The 16,897-nt window shown below is 73.3% G+C and carries 16 protein-coding genes; 10 read left to right on the forward strand and 6 right to left on the reverse strand.

Going from position 1 to position 16,897, the window contains the following annotated elements:
- Positions 1–139: 139 nt before the first annotated feature.
- Entirely contained in the window at positions 140–1,762 is a 1,623-nt protein-coding gene (locus tag R4Z63_RS30695; RefSeq protein WP_078555943.1) for a beta-N-acetylhexosaminidase, read from the forward strand.
- Positions 1,763–1,808: 46 nt separating this feature from the next.
- On the opposite strand, the gene R4Z63_RS30700 is transcribed toward R4Z63_RS30695, so the two are convergent.
- Complete coding sequence (locus R4Z63_RS30700) at positions 1,809–2,111, reverse strand: DUF3040 domain-containing protein (RefSeq protein WP_037917164.1); 303 nt, start codon at positions 2,109–2,111, stop codon at positions 1,809–1,811.
- Positions 2,112–2,225: 114 nt separating this feature from the next.
- A complete protein-coding gene (locus R4Z63_RS30705; protein WP_384455688.1) occupies positions 2,226–3,050 on the reverse strand; it encodes an endonuclease I family protein in 825 nt (274 codons plus the stop codon).
- Between the two features lie 218 nt (positions 3,051–3,268).
- Here R4Z63_RS30705 and R4Z63_RS30710 point away from each other — a divergent pair, with 218 nt between their 5' ends.
- Entirely contained in the window at positions 3,269–3,835 is a 567-nt protein-coding gene (locus R4Z63_RS30710; RefSeq protein ID WP_384455691.1) for a DJ-1/PfpI family protein, read from the forward strand.
- 70 nt (positions 3,836–3,905) lie between these two features.
- Here R4Z63_RS30710 and R4Z63_RS30715 read toward each other — a convergent pair whose 3' ends face one another.
- The gene (locus tag R4Z63_RS30715; protein ID WP_384455694.1) at positions 3,906–4,715 is read right to left on the reverse strand and encodes a glutamate ABC transporter substrate-binding protein; all 810 of its coding nucleotides are present in this window, start codon (positions 4,713–4,715) and stop codon (positions 3,906–3,908) included.
- A gap of 260 nt (positions 4,716–4,975) precedes the next feature.
- On the opposite strand from R4Z63_RS30715, the gene R4Z63_RS30720 reads away from it, so the two are divergent.
- Both R4Z63_RS30720 and R4Z63_RS30725 read left to right on the forward strand, forming a co-directional pair.
- Positions 4,976–6,052 carry a hypothetical protein gene (locus tag R4Z63_RS30720; protein ID WP_384455697.1) on the forward strand — a complete coding sequence of 359 codons (1,077 nt, stop codon included), beginning with the start codon at positions 4,976–4,978 and terminating at the stop codon, positions 6,050–6,052.
- Positions 6,053–6,183: 131 nt separating this feature from the next.
- Positions 6,184–6,735, forward strand: coding sequence for a TerD family protein (locus R4Z63_RS30725; RefSeq protein ID WP_384455700.1), 552 nt, complete (start codon positions 6,184–6,186; stop codon positions 6,733–6,735).
- 154 nt (positions 6,736–6,889) lie between these two features.
- Here the strand turns inward: R4Z63_RS30725 and R4Z63_RS30730 are convergent, their stop codons facing one another.
- Entirely contained in the window at positions 6,890–7,522 is a 633-nt protein-coding gene (locus tag R4Z63_RS30730) for a TetR/AcrR family transcriptional regulator (RefSeq protein WP_037917177.1), read from the reverse strand.
- Positions 7,523–7,674: 152 nt separating this feature from the next.
- Between R4Z63_RS30730 and R4Z63_RS30735 the strand changes: the two genes are divergently transcribed.
- The 6 genes from R4Z63_RS30735 to R4Z63_RS30760 all read left to right on the forward strand — a co-directional run bounded on the left by R4Z63_RS30735 (position 7,675) and on the right by R4Z63_RS30760 (position 14,678).
- A complete protein-coding gene (locus R4Z63_RS30735; protein WP_384456305.1) occupies positions 7,675–8,550 on the forward strand; it encodes a phosphatase PAP2 family protein in 876 nt (291 codons plus the stop codon).
- A complete protein-coding gene (locus R4Z63_RS30740) occupies positions 8,547–9,446 on the forward strand; it encodes a DMT family transporter (RefSeq protein WP_172671263.1) in 900 nt (299 codons plus the stop codon). Before R4Z63_RS30735 ends, R4Z63_RS30740 begins: the two co-directional genes overlap by 4 nt.
- Before the next feature lie 300 nt (positions 9,447–9,746).
- The gene (gene rraA, locus R4Z63_RS30745; RefSeq protein WP_384456301.1) at positions 9,747–10,226 is read left to right on the forward strand and encodes a ribonuclease E activity regulator RraA; all 480 of its coding nucleotides are present in this window, start codon (positions 9,747–9,749) and stop codon (positions 10,224–10,226) included.
- A 72-nt stretch (positions 10,227–10,298) separates the two neighbouring features.
- Complete coding sequence (locus R4Z63_RS30750; protein WP_037917183.1) at positions 10,299–11,921, forward strand: peptide-N4-asparagine amidase; 1,623 nt, start codon at positions 10,299–10,301, stop codon at positions 11,919–11,921.
- A 27-nt stretch (positions 11,922–11,948) separates the two neighbouring features.
- Positions 11,949–13,649 carry a serine/threonine-protein kinase gene (locus tag R4Z63_RS30755; protein ID WP_384456298.1) on the forward strand — a complete coding sequence of 567 codons (1,701 nt, stop codon included), beginning with the start codon at positions 11,949–11,951 and terminating at the stop codon, positions 13,647–13,649.
- 102 nt (positions 13,650–13,751) lie between these two features.
- Positions 13,752–14,678 carry a phytoene/squalene synthase family protein gene (locus tag R4Z63_RS30760; RefSeq protein ID WP_384456295.1) on the forward strand — a complete coding sequence of 309 codons (927 nt, stop codon included), beginning with the start codon at positions 13,752–13,754 and terminating at the stop codon, positions 14,676–14,678.
- Here the strand turns inward: R4Z63_RS30760 and R4Z63_RS30765 are convergent.
- Together R4Z63_RS30765 and R4Z63_RS30770 are read right to left on the reverse strand one after the other, a co-directional pair.
- Positions 14,675–15,418 carry a transglycosylase SLT domain-containing protein gene (locus tag R4Z63_RS30765; protein WP_384456292.1) on the reverse strand — a complete coding sequence of 248 codons (744 nt, stop codon included), beginning with the start codon at positions 15,416–15,418 and terminating at the stop codon, positions 14,675–14,677. The two genes, R4Z63_RS30760 and R4Z63_RS30765, sit on opposite strands and share 4 nt — an antisense overlap.
- A 337-nt stretch (positions 15,419–15,755) precedes the next feature.
- Entirely contained in the window at positions 15,756–16,865 is a 1,110-nt protein-coding gene (locus R4Z63_RS30770) for a dihydrodipicolinate synthase family protein (RefSeq protein ID WP_384456289.1), read from the reverse strand.
- Positions 16,866–16,897 lie beyond the last annotated feature (32 nt).

Consider the following 16,897-nt stretch of genomic DNA (forward strand, 5'->3'; position numbering starts at 1 on the left):
CCCGACTCCGCGGGGCCGCCGGAGACGGTGCTGAGAGGCGCGGCGCGCGGCACCGGGTCCGGGCCCAGGCCGGGTCGCGCGCCCGTGCTCCGCGTGCCACGTTGGTACGGGGGGACACTGGTGCACGATGCGGAAACCAATGAAGCGCAGAAGGGTCCACGTCATCGCGACGGCAGCTGTCGCCGCGGTCGTCGCCCTTGCCCTGCCCGGGTGCACGGCCGCCTCCGACGCGGCGCGGGCCCCCGGCCCGGCGACCCCCGGCACCACCACCCCGGGCCCCGCCGGCACCACCACCCCGGCCGGCGCCCCCACCCCGCCACCGCCCCCGTCGCCCAGCTACGCCCTCTCCACCGCCCCGCGCACCATCCCGGCCGTACGCGACCACGAGCCGGCCCGCGGCCCCGGATGGAAGCCCGCCCCCGAGGCCCGTGTGGTCGTCGCACAGGACGACACGGCCGCGCTCTCCGACGAGGCACGGCTGCTCGCCGGGGAACTGGGCATCACCTACGGCGCGTCGGCGGCCCCCCGTTCCGGAGACGTGGAGCTCGCCGTGGAGGGTGCGGGCGGGCCCGAGTCCTACACCCTCACCGTCAAGGACGGCCGCGTGCGCATCAGCGGCCCGGACGAGGCCGGCGTCTTCTACGGCACCCGTACCCTCAAGCAGGCCGTGCGCGCCTCCGGCTCGGCCCCCGAGGGCACCGTGCGCGACGCGCCGGCCAAGCCCCAGCGCGGCCTCAACCTCGACATAGCGCGCAAGCACTTCACGCCCGAGTGGATCAAGGGCCGCCTGCGCGAGATGGCCGACCTCAAACTCAACCAGCTCGGGCTGCACTTCTCCGACGACCAGGCCTTCCGGATCCAGTCCGACAGCCACCCCGAGATCGTCTCCACCCCGCACCTGACCAAGGCGCAGGTACGCGACATCACGGCGCTCGCCTCCCGACTGCACATCACCGTGGTCCCTGAGATCGACTCGCCCGGACACCTCGGCGCCGTGCTGCGCGCCCACCCGGATCTGCAGCTGCGCGACGTGAACGGCCGGGCAGTCAAGGGAGCGGTGGACATATCGAACCCGGCCGCGGCCGCACTTGTCGACGACCTGCTGCGCGAGTACCGGCCGCTCTTCCCCGGCGGGGCTTGGCACCTGGGCGCCGACGAGTACCAGGCGCTCGTCGTCCGCGACCCGCAGGCCTCCTTCCCCCAGCTCGCCCGCGCGGCGCAGCAGCGCTACGGGCCCTCGGCACGCGTGCAGGACCTGGCCACGGGATGGCTGAACGACCGGGCCGACGTGGTCCGCCCCTCGGGCAAGGCCCTCAAGGCGTGGAACGACGGCTTCTTCGCCGGCGGGGTCACCAGTGCCGCCGAGGACATCCAGGTCGAGTACTGGACCGGCAAGGAGATCGGAGCACGACCGCCGCTGGAGTACCTGCGCGAGGGCCGCAAGCTCGTGAACCTCAACGACGAGTACCTGTACTACGTGCTGGGCGAGCCGAACCAGTTCACCTACCCCACCGGCCGGCGCATCTACGAGCAGTGGACCCCTCTGGTCCTGCGCGGCACCGCACCGGTGCCGACCTCTTACGACGGCCAGATACTCGGCGGGCGCCTCGCCGTCTGGGCCGACCTGTCCGGCGCGCAGACCCAGGACCAGGTGGCGGCGGGCATCCGGATGCCGCTGGCCGCGCTGTCCCAGAAGGTGTGGGACGCGCGCACGCCCACGCTGTCCTGGCCCGAGTTCCAGGCCCTGGCCGGCCGGGTCTGACCGCCTGACCGTCCCCCGCCCGGTGCGCCTGCCGGCCCGCGGCAGGTCATCCCTCCGGGTGCCCGCCGACCCGTCTGCGGCGGCCGGCCCATTCGACGGCCGCGGGCAGGGCCGTGACGACGGTCAGGGTCCAGGCTGCGGCGCAGCCCCACAGCAGCGGCTCGGACACGGTGACCGAAGCGGCGACGAACAGCGCCGCGGTCGCCGCGCCCCACAGAGCCCCCCAGGCGGCACGGCGCCGCCGGCGCCCCGACCGCAGCATCCGGTCGAGGGCCCGGTCGCCCCGCAGTTCTGCCTCGATCGCGGAGAGGGCGCGCTGCTCGCGATCGGAGAGGCCGGCTCCGTCCATCACGACGTACCTCCGTGGGCTGCCGCCGTCGGGCGCGGTCCGCAGCCTCTGGCCTGCGCATACCCGGCCTGACGCACGTCAACCCCCGGAGGCCGCCGCGGTCGCGGTCCGACGTCACCAGATGGATTCGACCCACTCCGGGTGATCGATGAACGGGTTGCGGTTGTGCTGGTACACGTCGAATATGAGCTGGTTGCGACGCTGCTCGAAGGCGTCCGGCGGGTCCATCCGGTTCCACTGCTTCAGCAGGCTGATCCGGCCGAAGAGCGGGGCGGAGCCGTTGTTGACCCTGTCGTTCATCTCCAGGTCCGCGAAGCCGTCGCCGCCGTCGTAACGGACGGCCATGTAGAGCAGCATGCGGGCCACGTCGCCCTTGACCGCGTCCCGAGGCTCGAAGGAGTCGGCGTCGGTCAGGCTGCCCGGGGCCTCGCTGACCGGGCTGCCGCCCATGTCGAAGTCCTTGTTCCCGCGGGTGCTGTTGACGCTGACGTCCTCGGGGCGCAGGTGGTGCAGGTCGGTGCCCGGGCCGGTGGCCGTGCCGAAGCCGCCGTGGCTCTTGGCCCAGACGTGCTCGCGGTTCCAGTCGTTGGCGCCACCGCCGTTCGACGACTTCGACTGCGAGCGGCCGGAGTAGAGCAGGATGACATTGTTCGGGTTCGCCGGGTCTTCGTCGGTCGCCTTCAGGGCGTTCCACACCCCGTCGTAGGAGATCCTGGACTGCGTCTTGACGATGTCATGCAGGGCCGCCTTGAGCGCGGCACCGGTCTTGCCTTCGGCGGGCGCGTAGTACGCGTCGTACGCGACGGCCGCTGCGGGGGCGGTCCCGGGGGCCGGGGGCGCCGCCGCGACCTGCTGGCCGGCGGACGCAGCCGCCGGTACGGCGACCAGGGCCACGGCGGCGAGGCCGGCAGCCCAGGGGGTCAGGCGCGAGATTCTCATTCGGTGGGGGGTACCTCTCCGTACGCACCGTCCCCGCCCGGGGATTCGGCGGGGGATCGGGTGGCGACAGGAGCATCGCATTGTCATGTGCCCATCAGGCAAAAAGCATGTGTCGGGAACGTGGAAGCCGGGGGTGTGCGCCCCGAGGGCCGCGGGCAGGGTAGCGGTGGCCCCGGCGGGGCCGCCCCGACCGCCCACAGCCCTACCTGGAGCAGCCCATGGCAGTGAAGATCCTCATCGTGACCGGCGACGCGGCCGAGTCGCTGGAGGTGCTGTATCCCTACCAGCGTCTGCGCGAGGAGGGGTACGAGGTGCACATCGCGGCGCCGCGTGCGAAGCAACTGCGCTTCGTGGTACACGACTTCGAGGACGGTTACGACACCTACACCGAGAAGCCCGGCTACACCTGGCCGGCCGACCTGGCCTTCGCGGACGTGGTGACGGAGGACTACGCGGCCCTGGTCGTGCCGGGCGGCCGGGCGCCCGAGTACCTGCGCAACGATCCCGAGCTGCGGCGCATCCTGGCCGCCTTCACGGAGGCAGACAAGCCGATCGCGCAGATCTGCCACGGCCCGCTCATCACCGCCGCGGCCGGGGGGCTGGCCGGCCGCCGGGTGACCGCGTATCCCGCGCTGGAACTGGACATGGAGGCCGCCGGGGCCCGGTTCGAGGATTCCGAGACGGTGGTCGACGGCACCCTGGTCTCGGCCAGAGCGTGGCCCGACCACTCGCGCTGGATGAGGGAGTTCCTGACCGTGCTGCGCGGCAAGGCCCCGGTGGCCTGACGCGGGGCCGGGACGCACGGGTGGCCGTGACCCCTTGCCGGAGGGGTCACGGCCACCCGTGCGTCGGGCGTCAGCCGGTGGTGATCGCCGGAGCCGGCTCGTACTTGTAGTTCGCGCCGAAGTTCTTCTTCACGGCCGCTTCCCAGGAGCCGTCCTGGACCATCTTCTTCAGAGCATCGTTGATCTTGCGCTGAAGCTCCTTCTCGCCCTTCTTGACACCGATGCCGTAGTTCTCGTTGCTGAGGCTCTGGCCCGTCAGCTTGAACTTGCCCTCGTTGCCCTTGCGGGCGGCGTATCCGGCCAGGATCGCGTTGTCCGTGGTCATGGCGTCGACGCGGCCCTCCTGCAGGGCGACGACGCAGTCCGAGTAGCCGCCGAGCTCCAGCAGGGACGCCTTCGGGGCGAGGTTCTTCTTGAGGTTCTCGGCGGAGGTCGAACCCGTCACCGAGCACATCGTCTTGGAGTTGAGGTCCTCGGCTTTGGTGATCGAGGTGTCGTCGGCGCGGGTTAGCAGGTCCTGGTGGGCCACGAAGTACGGGCCCGCGAAATCGACCTTCTCCTTGCGCTTCTCGTTGATCGAATAGCTCGCGACGACGAACTCGACCTCGTTGTACTGGAGCAGCAGCTCACGGTCGTTGCTCAGGACCTGCTTGAACTCGATCTGCTCCGGCTTGTAGCCGAGCTCCTTGGCCACGTAGGTGGCGACATCCACGTCGAACCCGGTGAATGTGCCACCGGTCTCGCGCATGCCAATGCCCGGCTGGTCGAACTTGATGCCGATGGGAAGGATCCCCTGGTCCTCGTCTCCACCACCGCACCCGGATGCGGTCAGGGCGAGGGCGATCACTGCGGCGACCGCGCCGGCCTGGGGAACCTTCATGCTTGCACTCTTTCCTGGGGGGAACGCGGGACGCGTCACCGGGATCGCCGGGCGTGTGGAACCGCGGGAACGTACGACACGTCGGGACACGTGTACGAGGAAGCTAGGAAGCGGGCGGCCGCAGCGTCACTACATTTGAGCAAAACTTGAGGATAACGATCCGGCTTGACCGTCATTGCTTCGGTAAAACCGGCTCTGACCAGCAGAAAGGGGCGAGTGTGGGAACAGGTTCGGTACGGGTGGACGGAAATGCGCTGCTTATGGGAGAAGGAGTGCAGATCCGGTTCATACGGACGCTGCGCCTGCCCGAAAGCGGAACGCATGCGCTGCCGCCGGGACTGGGTGAATTCCCGCTGCGCAGGGTCGAGGACCACCCCGACACGGTCCCGTCGGAATGGCTGGCGAAGGGCGGCGTGATGCTGCCCGTGTACCTGCGCGAGGCCATGTGGCTGAGCTTCGGGGGGACCCGGACGCCCGCGGCGCTCCAGGTCGGCGTCGGCAAGGTGTGCGCCGTCTCCGGCGAGCGGTGGAGCGGCCGCCTGGCGCGGACCCCGCAGAACTACACGGTGCTGCCCCGGCAGCCCTGGCTGGACGGGATCAACTCGGGGGACGGCACGGTGCGCCAGTTCGTCGCCGTGCCGCTGGGGCTCGGTGCCACGGTCGAGGGGCAGGTCACCGGTGAGGAGACCACCGGCGGCGTGCAGCTCCAGGTGTTCCCGCTGGGCCCCGAGGCGCTGGCGCGGTGGCGCCGGGCCGAAGCCGCGCGACCGGTACCTCCCCCTGCGCCGGCCCAGGGCGGGGGGCTCTACGGGGCTCCGCCCGGCCCGGCGCCGACGGGCGGCGGCTTCGGCGGACCGGTCCCCGCGCCGATGGCGGCGCCGCCCGCCCCGGCCGGGCCGGGGGCGCCCCGGGGTGCCGGTCCGGGCGGCAGGCCGGGTGCGCCCGCGGCCCCCGCGATGGGGCTCGGCGTCGGCGGCAGCATGCGCCAGGAGGTCTACCGGGACGAGCGCCCGCTGTCCGACTGGGCCGGGGAGCCGTCCGCGCGGGTCTTCGTGCACCTGGTGACCCCGCCCGCGTGGCGCCGCATCACGGGCGAGGATCCCCCGCCCTCGCCGGTCGACCGCGCCGCCTATACCCGGGCCGGGCTGCCGTGGTTCGACTACTACGACGACTCGGCCGCCGATCTGGCGCCGACCGATGTGCTCGGTGGGGTCAAGCCGGTGGGGGAGTGGCTCGGCGACGACCACACCCCGTGGGCCGAGCCCGCCCCCGGCCAGGTCAAGCCGCTCGGCAACGCCCCGAGGCCGGGCAGCCCCGTACAGGACGGCGACTGGTAGCAGGCGGTGGAGGGCGGCCCGGCGGTCGTTCCGGCCGGCCCGACTGGCCGGGAAAGTACGGCCGTTCGGGCCGGGGTGCGGCGCCCGTGGGATCATGCCAGGGCAATGCCAGCAGACGAAGGGGGAGTTCGGTGACCGGTGTACGCAAAGGACTGGCCAAGGTGGAGGTCGCGCTGCGGTGGGACCCCAGCCCCGCCGGCACTCCGGCGAACGACCTGGACATCGTCGCCGCGGTCTACCCGGCGGCCGATCCGCACGGGGCGCCCGTCCAACTCGTGCACTTCGGCAGCCGGTCGCCGGACGGAACCATCACCCTCAACCGGGACAGCCACACCGGCCAGGGCTTCGGCTTCGACGAGGTGATGACCGTCGAACTGCACAGGATGGCGCCGGACAAGGGCCGCGTGGTGATCGGCGTGGTCATCCAGGACACCCGGGCCGGAGCGGGCGGTGGCGCGGGCCGGGCGAAGACCTTCGCCGATGTCGCGGGCACCGGGTTCCGGATCCGCGAGGGCCACACCGACCTCGCCCAGGGTGACTTCGCGGCGGTGCCCGCCGCCACCGCCGCCACCGTCGCCGAGTTCACCCGCGACGCCTCGGGTGCCTGGTCCTTCGCCCTACGGCTGGAGGGCTTCGACGCCGACCCGGAGGAGTTCACCCGGGTCATGGGCGGGGGCCGCTGAATGCGGCGGAGGAGACCGCCGAGGGTCCGCCCAGAGCGGGCGGTGGCCACTGGGGTGAGTGGCCACCGCCCGGTCCGGGTGGCGCGCTGCCGCCGTCCCCACGAGGCAGCGCGGGCGGGGCGCCGTCCGGTCACCGGGACGGTGCCCCGCCGGTTCAGGGGGCCTGGCCGGCCGCCGGCCGGGCGGGGCGGTCGGGCCCGAGGCCCAGGGACGGGAGCATGACCGCCTCCACGAACCGGATCAGGTAGTCGGCGTCCGCGTACTGCCCCTCCAATACCGGCCGGATGCGGAGCACGCCCATCAGCTGGGCCGGCAGGAACTCCGCGGCGGGATGGCCCGCGGAGATCTCGCCGCGGGCCACGGCCCGCTCCACCATCGCGTCGAAGGCCGCCAGTTCGGGTTCGACCAGGGCCTCGCGCAGGGCGGCCTGGAGCGCCTCGTCGCTGAGGACGGCGTGCCCGAGGGCCTGCGTCAGCCGAGTGTCGCGCCCGGAGGTGCCGGCAGCGATCCGGGCCGCCTCGCGCAGGTCGCCCGCCAGGGTCCCGGTGTCCACCGCGGCGAGGGTGCCCCGCCGTGCGGAGCGCAGGGCGGCGGCCACCAGCTGGGGCTTGGTCTTCCACTGCCGGTAGAGCGTGGACTTGCCGCAGCTGGCCCGGGCGGCGATGCCCTCCATCGTCAGGGCCTCGTAACCGTGCTCGCGCAGCTGCTCCAGGACGGCGTCGTAGAACTCCTGCTCCCGCTCCGGGGTGATCTTGGAGCGGCGTGCGGGGGGCGGCGTCGACGTCATGGGCTGCGGCTCTCCTCGGGGGCGCCTCGGCTGCTGGTTCCGCTGAGAAGTGTACGGGAACGCGACCGTATCGGTACACCGACGTATCGATACGACAATGTATCGATACACTGGCGTGTCGCTGTGCGCGCAACAGGAGGAGAGACCGGGGGATGACCGCCCACACCACGCCTGCCGGGCCGGCAGGCGGACCGAGAGCCGCCCGCCGGCGCCTCATACGCGAGCTGCTGCTCGTCGCCGGCTTCTTCATCGTCTACAAGGCGGGCCGACTGCTCTCGACCGACCGCACCGACGAGGCCTTCCGCAACGCGGACCGGATCTGGGACGCGGAGCGCCTGCTGCACCTGCCCGGCGAGGGCGCGGTGCAGCGGCTACTGCTCCACGGGGACGCCCTCGTGATCACCGCGAACACCTACTACGCGGCCGTCCACTTCCCCGCCACCGCCCTCTTCCTGGTCTGGCTCTACATTCGCCGCCCCGCCCACTACCTGTGGACCCGCCGGGTGCTCGCCGTGCTCACCGGAGCCGCGCTCGTCCTGCACCTCGCCTATCCCCTGGCGCCCCCGCGGATGCTCCCCACGGCGGGGCTCGTCGACACCGGTCAGGTCTACGGGCCCTCCGTCTACCGGGCCGCGCCGGACACCGACACCCTGGCCAACCAGTTCGCCGCGATGCCCTCGCTGCACTTCGGCTGGGCGCTGATGCTCGCGATCGGTGTGATCGTCGCGACCCGGGGGGCGAAGGGCGCGAAGAGCTCGTCCCGGCGGATGCTGTGGCTGCTGCATCCGCTGGTGACCCTGCTGGTGATAGTCGGCACCGCCAACCACTACTGGCTCGACGCGGTCGTGGCCGCCGCTCTCCTCGGGATCGCCCTGCTGGTGGTCCCCCGGCCGCGGGCGGGCGGCCGGGACGACACGGACGCGGGCGCGGGGGCCCGAAGCGGCCAGGACGGCACGGAAGCCGAGGGCGCCGTGCGCGCGGGGCCGCGCCGGGAGAGCACCGCCGCGTCCGTGGGAGCGGGAAGGTGAACGACACCGCCCTCGCCGTCGTGCTCTGCCTCGCCTCGGCCGTGGCCTACGCGGCCGGCGCTGTCGCCCAGGAACGGCTGGCCCGCGCCGGCGCCGCGCGCAGCGCGGGGGCGCTGCTGGGCTCCGGAGTCTGGTGGTGGTCGGCCGGACTGAACGCGGCCGCGGCCCTGCTGCACGCGGCGGCACTGCGCTACGGGCCCCTCACCCTGGTGCAGCCATTCGGCGCGCTCACCCTGGTGGCCGCCGTCCCCATGGGGGCGCGCCGGGCCGGACGCCGGGTGGCGGCCACCGAATGGCGTGGGACCCTCGCCACCGTCGTCGGGCTCGGCCTGCTGCTGCTCCCGGCCTCCGGGCCGGCCCCCGATGACACCCTCACGCTGGCCGAGGCGCTGGTCGTCTCCGGGACGACGACGGCGGTGATCCTGCTCCTGACCGCGGTCAGGGACCCGGGCACGGGCCTGCGGCACGCCACCGCCTCCGGGCTGGCCTCCGCGGTGGCCTCCGCACTGACCCAGACCGTGGCCGTCGCGGGCGGCCGCGGGGGATCGCTGCTGAGCGTCCGGGTCGTCGCCGTGGCGCTGCTGGTCGTGATGTTCGCGGTCGGCGGGATGCTGCTGTCGCAGCGGGCCTACCGGGGCGGCGGGCTCGGCGCCCCGCTCGCCGTGGTGAACCTGGCCAACCCGCTTGCCGCGGCCGCCATCGGTGCGGCCCTGCTCGGCGAACGCCTCCAGGGCGGGCCGGCCGGGTTGGTGCTGGCGGGGGCCGGAGCCCTCGTGGCGGCGCGGGGCGTGGTCCTGCTGACCCGGGCGCCGGCCGCTCCGACGGGCGCCCCACCGACCGGGGTGTCGGCCGCCGCGGCCGAACTGGCCGTACCCGGGGGACGGGTTCCCGTCTGATCCCGGGGGCCGCGCGACGGTGCACGGAAACGCTCCGTGGAAACGGTGCGCGGAAAGGCTGCGCGGAAAGGCTGCGGGGAAAGGCTGCGGGGAAAGGCTGCGGGGAAAGGCTGCGCGGAAACGTTTCGCCTCGCGCGGATCCCCGGCGCGTCGCCCTCGGGCCCGCCGGGTTCCGGCCGTTGTCGGGCCTTGCCTTGCCTTGCCTCGCCACCGCCCCCGCCCCCGCCGGCGAGGCCCGGCCCCCTACCCTGTTCGCACGGCGCGACCCAGGAGAACGAGTAGCGAGGAACCGGTACCGACATGAGCGTCACCCCTGTCCCCACCGCAGACCTGTACGACGAGCACGGCGAAGCCCTCGGCATCTGCACCACCGGATTCCGGCAGTTCGGCGGCCGCAGGCTCTTCGCCGGCCCCGTGCGGACGGTCCGCTGCCACGAGGACAACGCCCTGCTGCGCGAACTGCTTCACGCTCCGGGCGGGGGCGCCGTCCTCGTCGTGGACGGAGGCGGCTCGCCGCACACCGCCCTGGTCGGCGACCTCATCGCCGGCGCCGCCGAACGCAACGGCTGGGCAGGCCTGATCATCAACGGCTCAGTCCGCGACAGCGTGGCCCTCGGCGGGCTCGACCTCGGTGTGAAGGCCCTGGGCACCGTCCCCCGCAAGAGCGGCAAGACCGGCGCCGGCGCCGTGGACGAGCCCGTCACCATCGGCGGGGTCACCTTCTGCACCGGGGACACCGTCCACGCGGACGACGACGGAGTGGTCGTCCTGCGCGGCTGACGACCGGAACCGGCCAGGTCCGGCCCTTGGGGCCTGGCCGCCGCCCGGCGCACCGGGTTTCACTGCCGGTCCATGAGACGACACAGGATCACGGGCCTGCTCGGAGCGCTCGCGCTGGCCGCCGGCACCCTGGCCGCCGCGGGTCCCGCGCAGGGGCTGCCACCGGCCGACCCGCCGCCCGCCGAGTTCGGCACCGACTGGCACGACCCCCTCACCGCCGCTCCGCCCGTCACCAAGCCCGCCACCCGGTCCTGCCGGGTGACCCTCGCGCAGGCCCGGTTCCGCGACTTCACCCCCTTCCGCGGCCACTACACGCCCCCCACCGCCTGCGGCGCGGCCGACTGGGCCGCAGTGGTGCTCCGCCTCGACGGCAAGGTCAAGGGCCGCCAGTACGACCGCCTGGGCCACCTCTCCCTGGGCGGTGTGGAGATCCTGCGCACCTCGACGCCCCAGCCCTCGCCCGACGGCATCGCCTGGTCCGTCGAGAAGGACGTCACCCGCTACCGCGACACCCTTGCCCGCCCGCAGCCCGTCGAGATGCTCATCGGCAACGTCGTGAACGACACCTATACCGGCGTCATCGACGTCACGGTGACCCTGACCTTCTACGCGGCCGACGGACGCACCCCCGCACCCGATACCCCCGACCGGGTGCTGCCCCTCATCACGCCGACGATCACCACTCCGCGCAACACCGAACGGTTGCTCGCCGAGGTGTACGCCACCGGCTCCGGCGGCGGCTGCGAGGAGTACTGGTACCTGACCACCCCCGCCGGAACCCCGTACTCCTGCACAGCCGACGGCGGCCCCCACCGCGAGGTCCGCGTCCTCGTCGACGGGCGGCTCGCCGGCATCGCCGCGCCTTTCCCCACCGTCTGGACCGGCGGCTGGTCCAACCCCTTCCTCTGGTACGTCACCCCCGGCCCGCGCGCCTTCGACGTCCAGCCGATCCGCTACGACCTCACGCCCTACGCCGCCCTCCTCAACGACGGCCGCCCGCACCGCATCGAGGTGACCGTCGCGGGGCTGCCCGCCGGGCAGAGCGGCTGGAGCACCCCCACCAACCTGCTGCTCTGGCAGGACGAGGCCCGCCGGGTCGTCACCGGCGCCCTCACGCGGCATGAGGAGAGCGCCCCGACGGGCCACTCCCGCTGGACCCCCGCAGTCCCGGGCGAACTGCACCGGGTGGACACCGAGGGCGGCCACCGGCTGACCACCGCCGGATACCTCAACACCTCCCGCGGCCGGGTGGCCACCACCGTCAGCCGCTCCGTGCACCACACCTCCGCCCACCGCTGGACCGAGGGCGAGAGCCGCGATGCGCTGACCGCGGCCTGGACCGACGACGAGAGCGTGACGCACGGACCGACGACCACCCGGACAGGCCGCACCTACACCATGGACGGCGAGACCACCCTCGGCGCGGGCGACCGCCTGCGCACGGTCCTGACCCTGGGCGACCACGCGGACACCGTCACCCTGCGCGGCGGCCGGACCATCGGGACCTCCCGGCTCGACGACCGGTACACCGGCGACGCCACCTACACCGCGAACGTCCCGCGCGACCAGCGCCACGCGGTCGCCACCACCACCGTCCGACACCGGCTGTACGGGGCGCAGGTGCCCGGCGGGTGCTACGACCGCACGGTGACAGCCGTCCAGGGAACGGTCACGGTGGACCGGCGGCGCTGCTGACCGCGGCGGCACTTACGATGATCCGCCATGGACACGAGTGAGGCCGGCAGACGGCTGATCGACGGGCGCTTCGAACTGGTCGCGCCCCTGGGCAGCGGCGGCATGGGTACCGTCTGGCGGGCGCGCGACATCGCCCTGCACCGAGAAGTGGCTCTCAAGGAGGTGCGCCCGCCGGACCCGGCGACCGCAGCCGCCCAGCCCGGCCTCGCGGACCAGATGCGTGAACGTGCCGTCCGCGAGGCACGCGCCCTCGCCCGCCTCGCCCACCCCCACGTCGTGACGATCCACCACATCGTCGAGCCCGCGGACGGCACGGACGGGCACCCGTGGATCGTCATGGAGATGGTCCGGGGAGGCTCCCTGCACGACCGCCTGGAGTCCGGCCCCATGCCGCCCGCCGAGGTGGCGCGGCTCGGCCTCGACGTGCTGTCCGCGCTGCGCGCCGCGCACGCCGAGGGGATCCTCCACCGTGACGTGAAGCCCGCCAACGTGCTGCTGCGCCCCGACGGGTCGGCCGTGCTGACCGACTTCGGCATCGCCGCGCTGCACGACTCCACCGCGCTCACCGCGACGGGAGTGCTGATCGGCTCCCCGGAGTACATCGCGCCCGAGCGGGTCCGCGGGGAGGAGGGGCTGGCCGCCTCCGACCTGTGGTCGCTCGGCATGCTGCTCTACGTGGCCGCCGAGGGGAGCCACCCGCTGCGCCGGGCCACCAGCCTGGCCACCGTCGTCGCCGTACTCGACGAGCCCATCCCCGCGCCGGTCCGCTCCGGCCCGCTGGGGCCCGTACTGGAACGGCTGCTCGTGCGGGACCCGGCCGCGCGCCCCGACGGAGCACAGCTGGAACACCTGCTCCGGGACGCGAGCGCCGCTCTCGGTGCGGGCGCCGGCCCCGCGGCCGTCTCCGCGCCGCCCGCCGCCTCCCCGGCCGTGCCCGGCCCGTACGGGCAGTTCGGCCCCTACGCGCCGAACAGTGCCCCGCACACCCCGCCCGTCCCGCCGCCCTACGGTTCCGGAGGCTCTCCCTACGCGGCTCCGACCGCACCGCGACCGGTGGCATCATCCGCGCGCAGGCGTCCGGCCCTCATCGGCGCCGTGGTCACCGCGGTCCTGGCGGCAGCGATCGCCGGCATCGTCCAGCTGCTGCCCGACGGCAATTCCGGCGACGACGAGGCGACGGGCGGTGCCGCGACGCGCGCGGCCGGCGCCTCCGCCGCGCCGTCCGGGCGGAACGCCGTCTCGGCTCCCACGCCCGGAGCGAGCGCGCAGACGGCGGACGCGCCCCGGGGCAGCATGATGACGCCGGGGAACATCCGCACCGCCCTGGAGGCGTTCAAGAAGGCGACGGGGACGACCACCTTCGTCGACATGACGCTCTACGACGGCTACATCCTGGCCTCCATCCCCACCGCGGCCGGAGCCGAGACCGTCGACTCCTGGCAGTACCGGGACGGCGTCGCTTCGCGCACCGGACCGGACGGCACAGTCGAGGAGGGCGAGCCGTTGATCGACATGGCCACGGTCAACTGGGACGCGCTGCCCGGCATGCTGGAGCAATCCCAGAAGGACTTGAAGGTCGAGAAGCCGACCTCGCGCCACGTCATCGTCGACCCCTGGATGATGGACCAGGTCCCCTCGATCCGCACCTACCTCAGCGACGAGTACGGCCGTGGCGGCTATGTCCTGTGGAAGACCGACGGCAGCCTGAGGAAGGTCACCGCCACCTGACCGGCCCGGGCCCGCACCGGGCCGCACGGCTCCGCAGCCGAACGAGGGCGCGTCCGCGCGCCCGCACTTCCCTCCACGCGCACACCGAGGAGCCTCACCACCATGCCCAGCTGGCGCACCACCCTCACGGCGGCCGGGATATCCGGCCCCCCGCTGCGGGACGACTACACCCACGCCGCCCGCCGGGTGCTCCGCCGCGAACCCGCGCCGTACCTGGCGCTGCGACTGCTCGCCGCGCCGCCGCTGGTACCGGCCCTCGCCGCCGGTCTCGCCTTCATGAACCTCGTCGACGACGTGGCCGAGACCGGCACCCCGCAGCAACGGGCCTCCGCCCTCGCCGCGCTGACCGCACGGGTCGAGGCCGCGCTGGAATCCGGGGACAGCCCCGATCCCGTGCTGCGGGCCTACGCCCATGCCGTGCACTCCCGGGGGCTGCCCGGGCACTGGGTGTCCCGCTTCCTGGCGGGCGCCGCCACCGCGGAGGCGGCCCTCGGCGGCTTCGCCGACGAAGCGGATTTCCAGCATTACCTCGACGCGTACGCCTGGCCCGGGGTCGTCGTCTTCACCGGCCTGCAGTACCAGGGCGGCCCGGATCCCGAACAGGCCGCCGGCTGGCGCCGGTTCGTCGACGCGGCTCAGCGCGTCGACTTCCTCGCCGACCTCCACGGCGACCTGGCCGACGGCCGGCTCTGCCTCCCGCGCGCCCGCCTCGACGAGCATTCTGTGACCCGGGCCGATCTGGAGGCGGCCCGTGACACCCCTGCCGTACGGGCCCTCCTCGCCGCCGAGACCCGGCGCGCCCGGACGGCCCTCGACGCGACCCACGGCATCCTCGACCTCGCCGAGCCGGGACTCCGCCCCGTCATCGCCACCATGGTGGACCTGATGGCCCACCAGCTGGCCGCCGTCGAGCGGGCCGGTGCCGGCGCGCTGCGCCGCGACGTGGGCTACGGCCTCACCGCGCCCCTGCGGATCCTCCTGCGTGCCGCGGCCGGCGGCCGGGGCCCCGCCCGCACCGGCAGCCGCTAGTAGGCGCCGTTGACGTTGTCGATGGAGCCGTAGCGGGCGGCCGCGTAGTTGCAGGCCGCGGTGATGTTGGCGACCGGGTCGTAGGAGTCCAGCGAAGTGCCGGGCACGTGGTAGGCCTTGAAGGTCGGGTCGATGACCTGGAGCAGTCCCTTGGAGGGAATTCCGTTCCGGGCGTTGATGTCCCACAGGTTGATCGCCCTGGGGTTGCCCGAGGACTCCCGCATCACATTGCGGTGAATTCCGTTGTAGCTGCCGGGAATTCCGTGCTTGGCCATCACGTCGAGGGATTCGCGGATCCACCCGTCGAGATTGTTCGGGTAGGAGGCTGCCGGCTTGGCGGCGGTCTTGGACGCGGCGGTGGCGGCCGTGGCGGTCTTCGCCTGGGAGACGATCTTCAGCTTGATTCCGGGTCGGATGACCGAAGGGTTGTCGCCGACCACCGCGCGGTTCGCCTCGTAGAGCTGCTTCCATCCGCCGCTGAGGGAGTGGTCCGCGGCGATCTCCGAAAGGGTGTCGCCGGCGACCACGGAATACGTGGTGGGAGGGGTCGCCGCCACGTTCACCGCGGTGGCCGCGGTGACGCTGGTCACCGCCGCTGCCGGTGCGCTCGTCCCGACCGCTCCTGCGGTCGTCGCGCTGATCAGCGGGAGCGTGAGGGCCGCGCCACCTGTGCCGGCGAGGGCCAGCTTACGGGTGATCGGGTTCTGCTTCGGCCGACGGTGCTTACCCTTTGCAGGCATGGCGGAATTCCTCACGTGGGGGGACGGGAGATCCGGATGGCGGGGCCGTACGGGGCCGCCCGTCACCTGGAGTGAGGTGACCGTAGGTGAGCCCGCCGGGCGGGAACAAGCCCCGAATTCCACCCATAGATCGACATCCCGCTATCCGCACCGGAAATGACCTTGTGGGCATCTCGACGGAAAGGCCGATTCCCTTTCCGGGAAAAGGGAATCGGCCTCTCGGGGGAAATGATGTTGACGTGTCCCGCGTGACTGACATCACCAGCTGGACCGCCGCGGGTCAATAGGGGTAAGTCCGGTACCTGGTGGGCTTATTCGGGCGACTCGCGCGTAGAGGTCAAAACGCCCATCCGGCACTCTTTCCGGCGCCGATTTCCCCCTCCCGGAGCTGACTTCCCTTCGCGGCGCCGATGGCCCCCGCGCTCCCCTCGGGAGAGGGAGCGTCCAGCCCCGCCGGCCGCTCCAGCCCCGCCGGCCGTTCCAGCCCCGCCAGCCGCTCCAGCCGCTCCAGCCGCTCCAGGGCGGATGCCACCGCCGCATCCGAGGCCGGGAGCAGAGGGAGCCGCACGGCGGCGGCCGGGATGCGGCCCTGGGCGTGGAGCACGCCCTTGACGACGGCCGGATTGGGCTCGGCGAAGAGCGCCGCCGACAGGCCGGCCAGTGCGTGCCCCAGTGCCCGGGCATGGACCGCGTTCCCCGCCCGCCAGGCCTCGGCCAGCTCCGCGAACCGCTCCGTCGCGAGGTGGGCCGAGGCCAGGATCCCGCCCGACGCGCCCATGGCGAGCATCGGTGACACGTACAGGTCGTCCCCGGCCAGCACCTGGAAGCCGGCCGGCCGGTCACCGAGCAGTTCCATCGCGTCCTGGTCGATGCTGCCCGTGGAGTACTTCACCCCGGCGATCCCGGGCAGCGAACCGAGGGCCCGCAGCGCGGCGGCGTCCAGCGGCTGCCCCGTGCGGTGCGGGATGTGATAGACGACCAGCGGTACGGGACTCACCCTGGCCAGCCGCCCGAAGTGCGCCAACACTCCGGCCGGCGAAGGCCGCACGAAGGACGGGACGGTGACGAGAGCCGCCCCCGCGCGTGGCCACCGAGCCAGCCCCGCCAGCGAGGCCTCCGCGGCCCGGGTGCCGACCGCCCCCACCCCCACGGTCAGCAGGGCCCCGCGCTCCCGGCACACCCGGGCGCACACACCGGTCACGCGTTCGCGCTCCGCCTCGTCGAGGCAGGCCGCCTCCCCGGTCGTACCGAGGGCGACGATCCCGGTGGCGCCCCCGTCGAGCACCGCGTGGGCGAGCCCCTCCAGGGCCTCTGCGGCGATCTCCCCGGTGAGGGTGAAGGGAGTGACGAGCGGTACGTGGATCCCGTGGAGCGGGACCGCTGCGGTGTTCCCTGACGTGTTCCGGGACGCGTTCTGTGAGGTGTTCTGTGAGGTGTTCTGTGTCATGCGCACGAGCCTCACCGCCCGCGAGCATCGAA

The organism is Streptomyces sp. PL-29 (assembly GCF_058344425.1).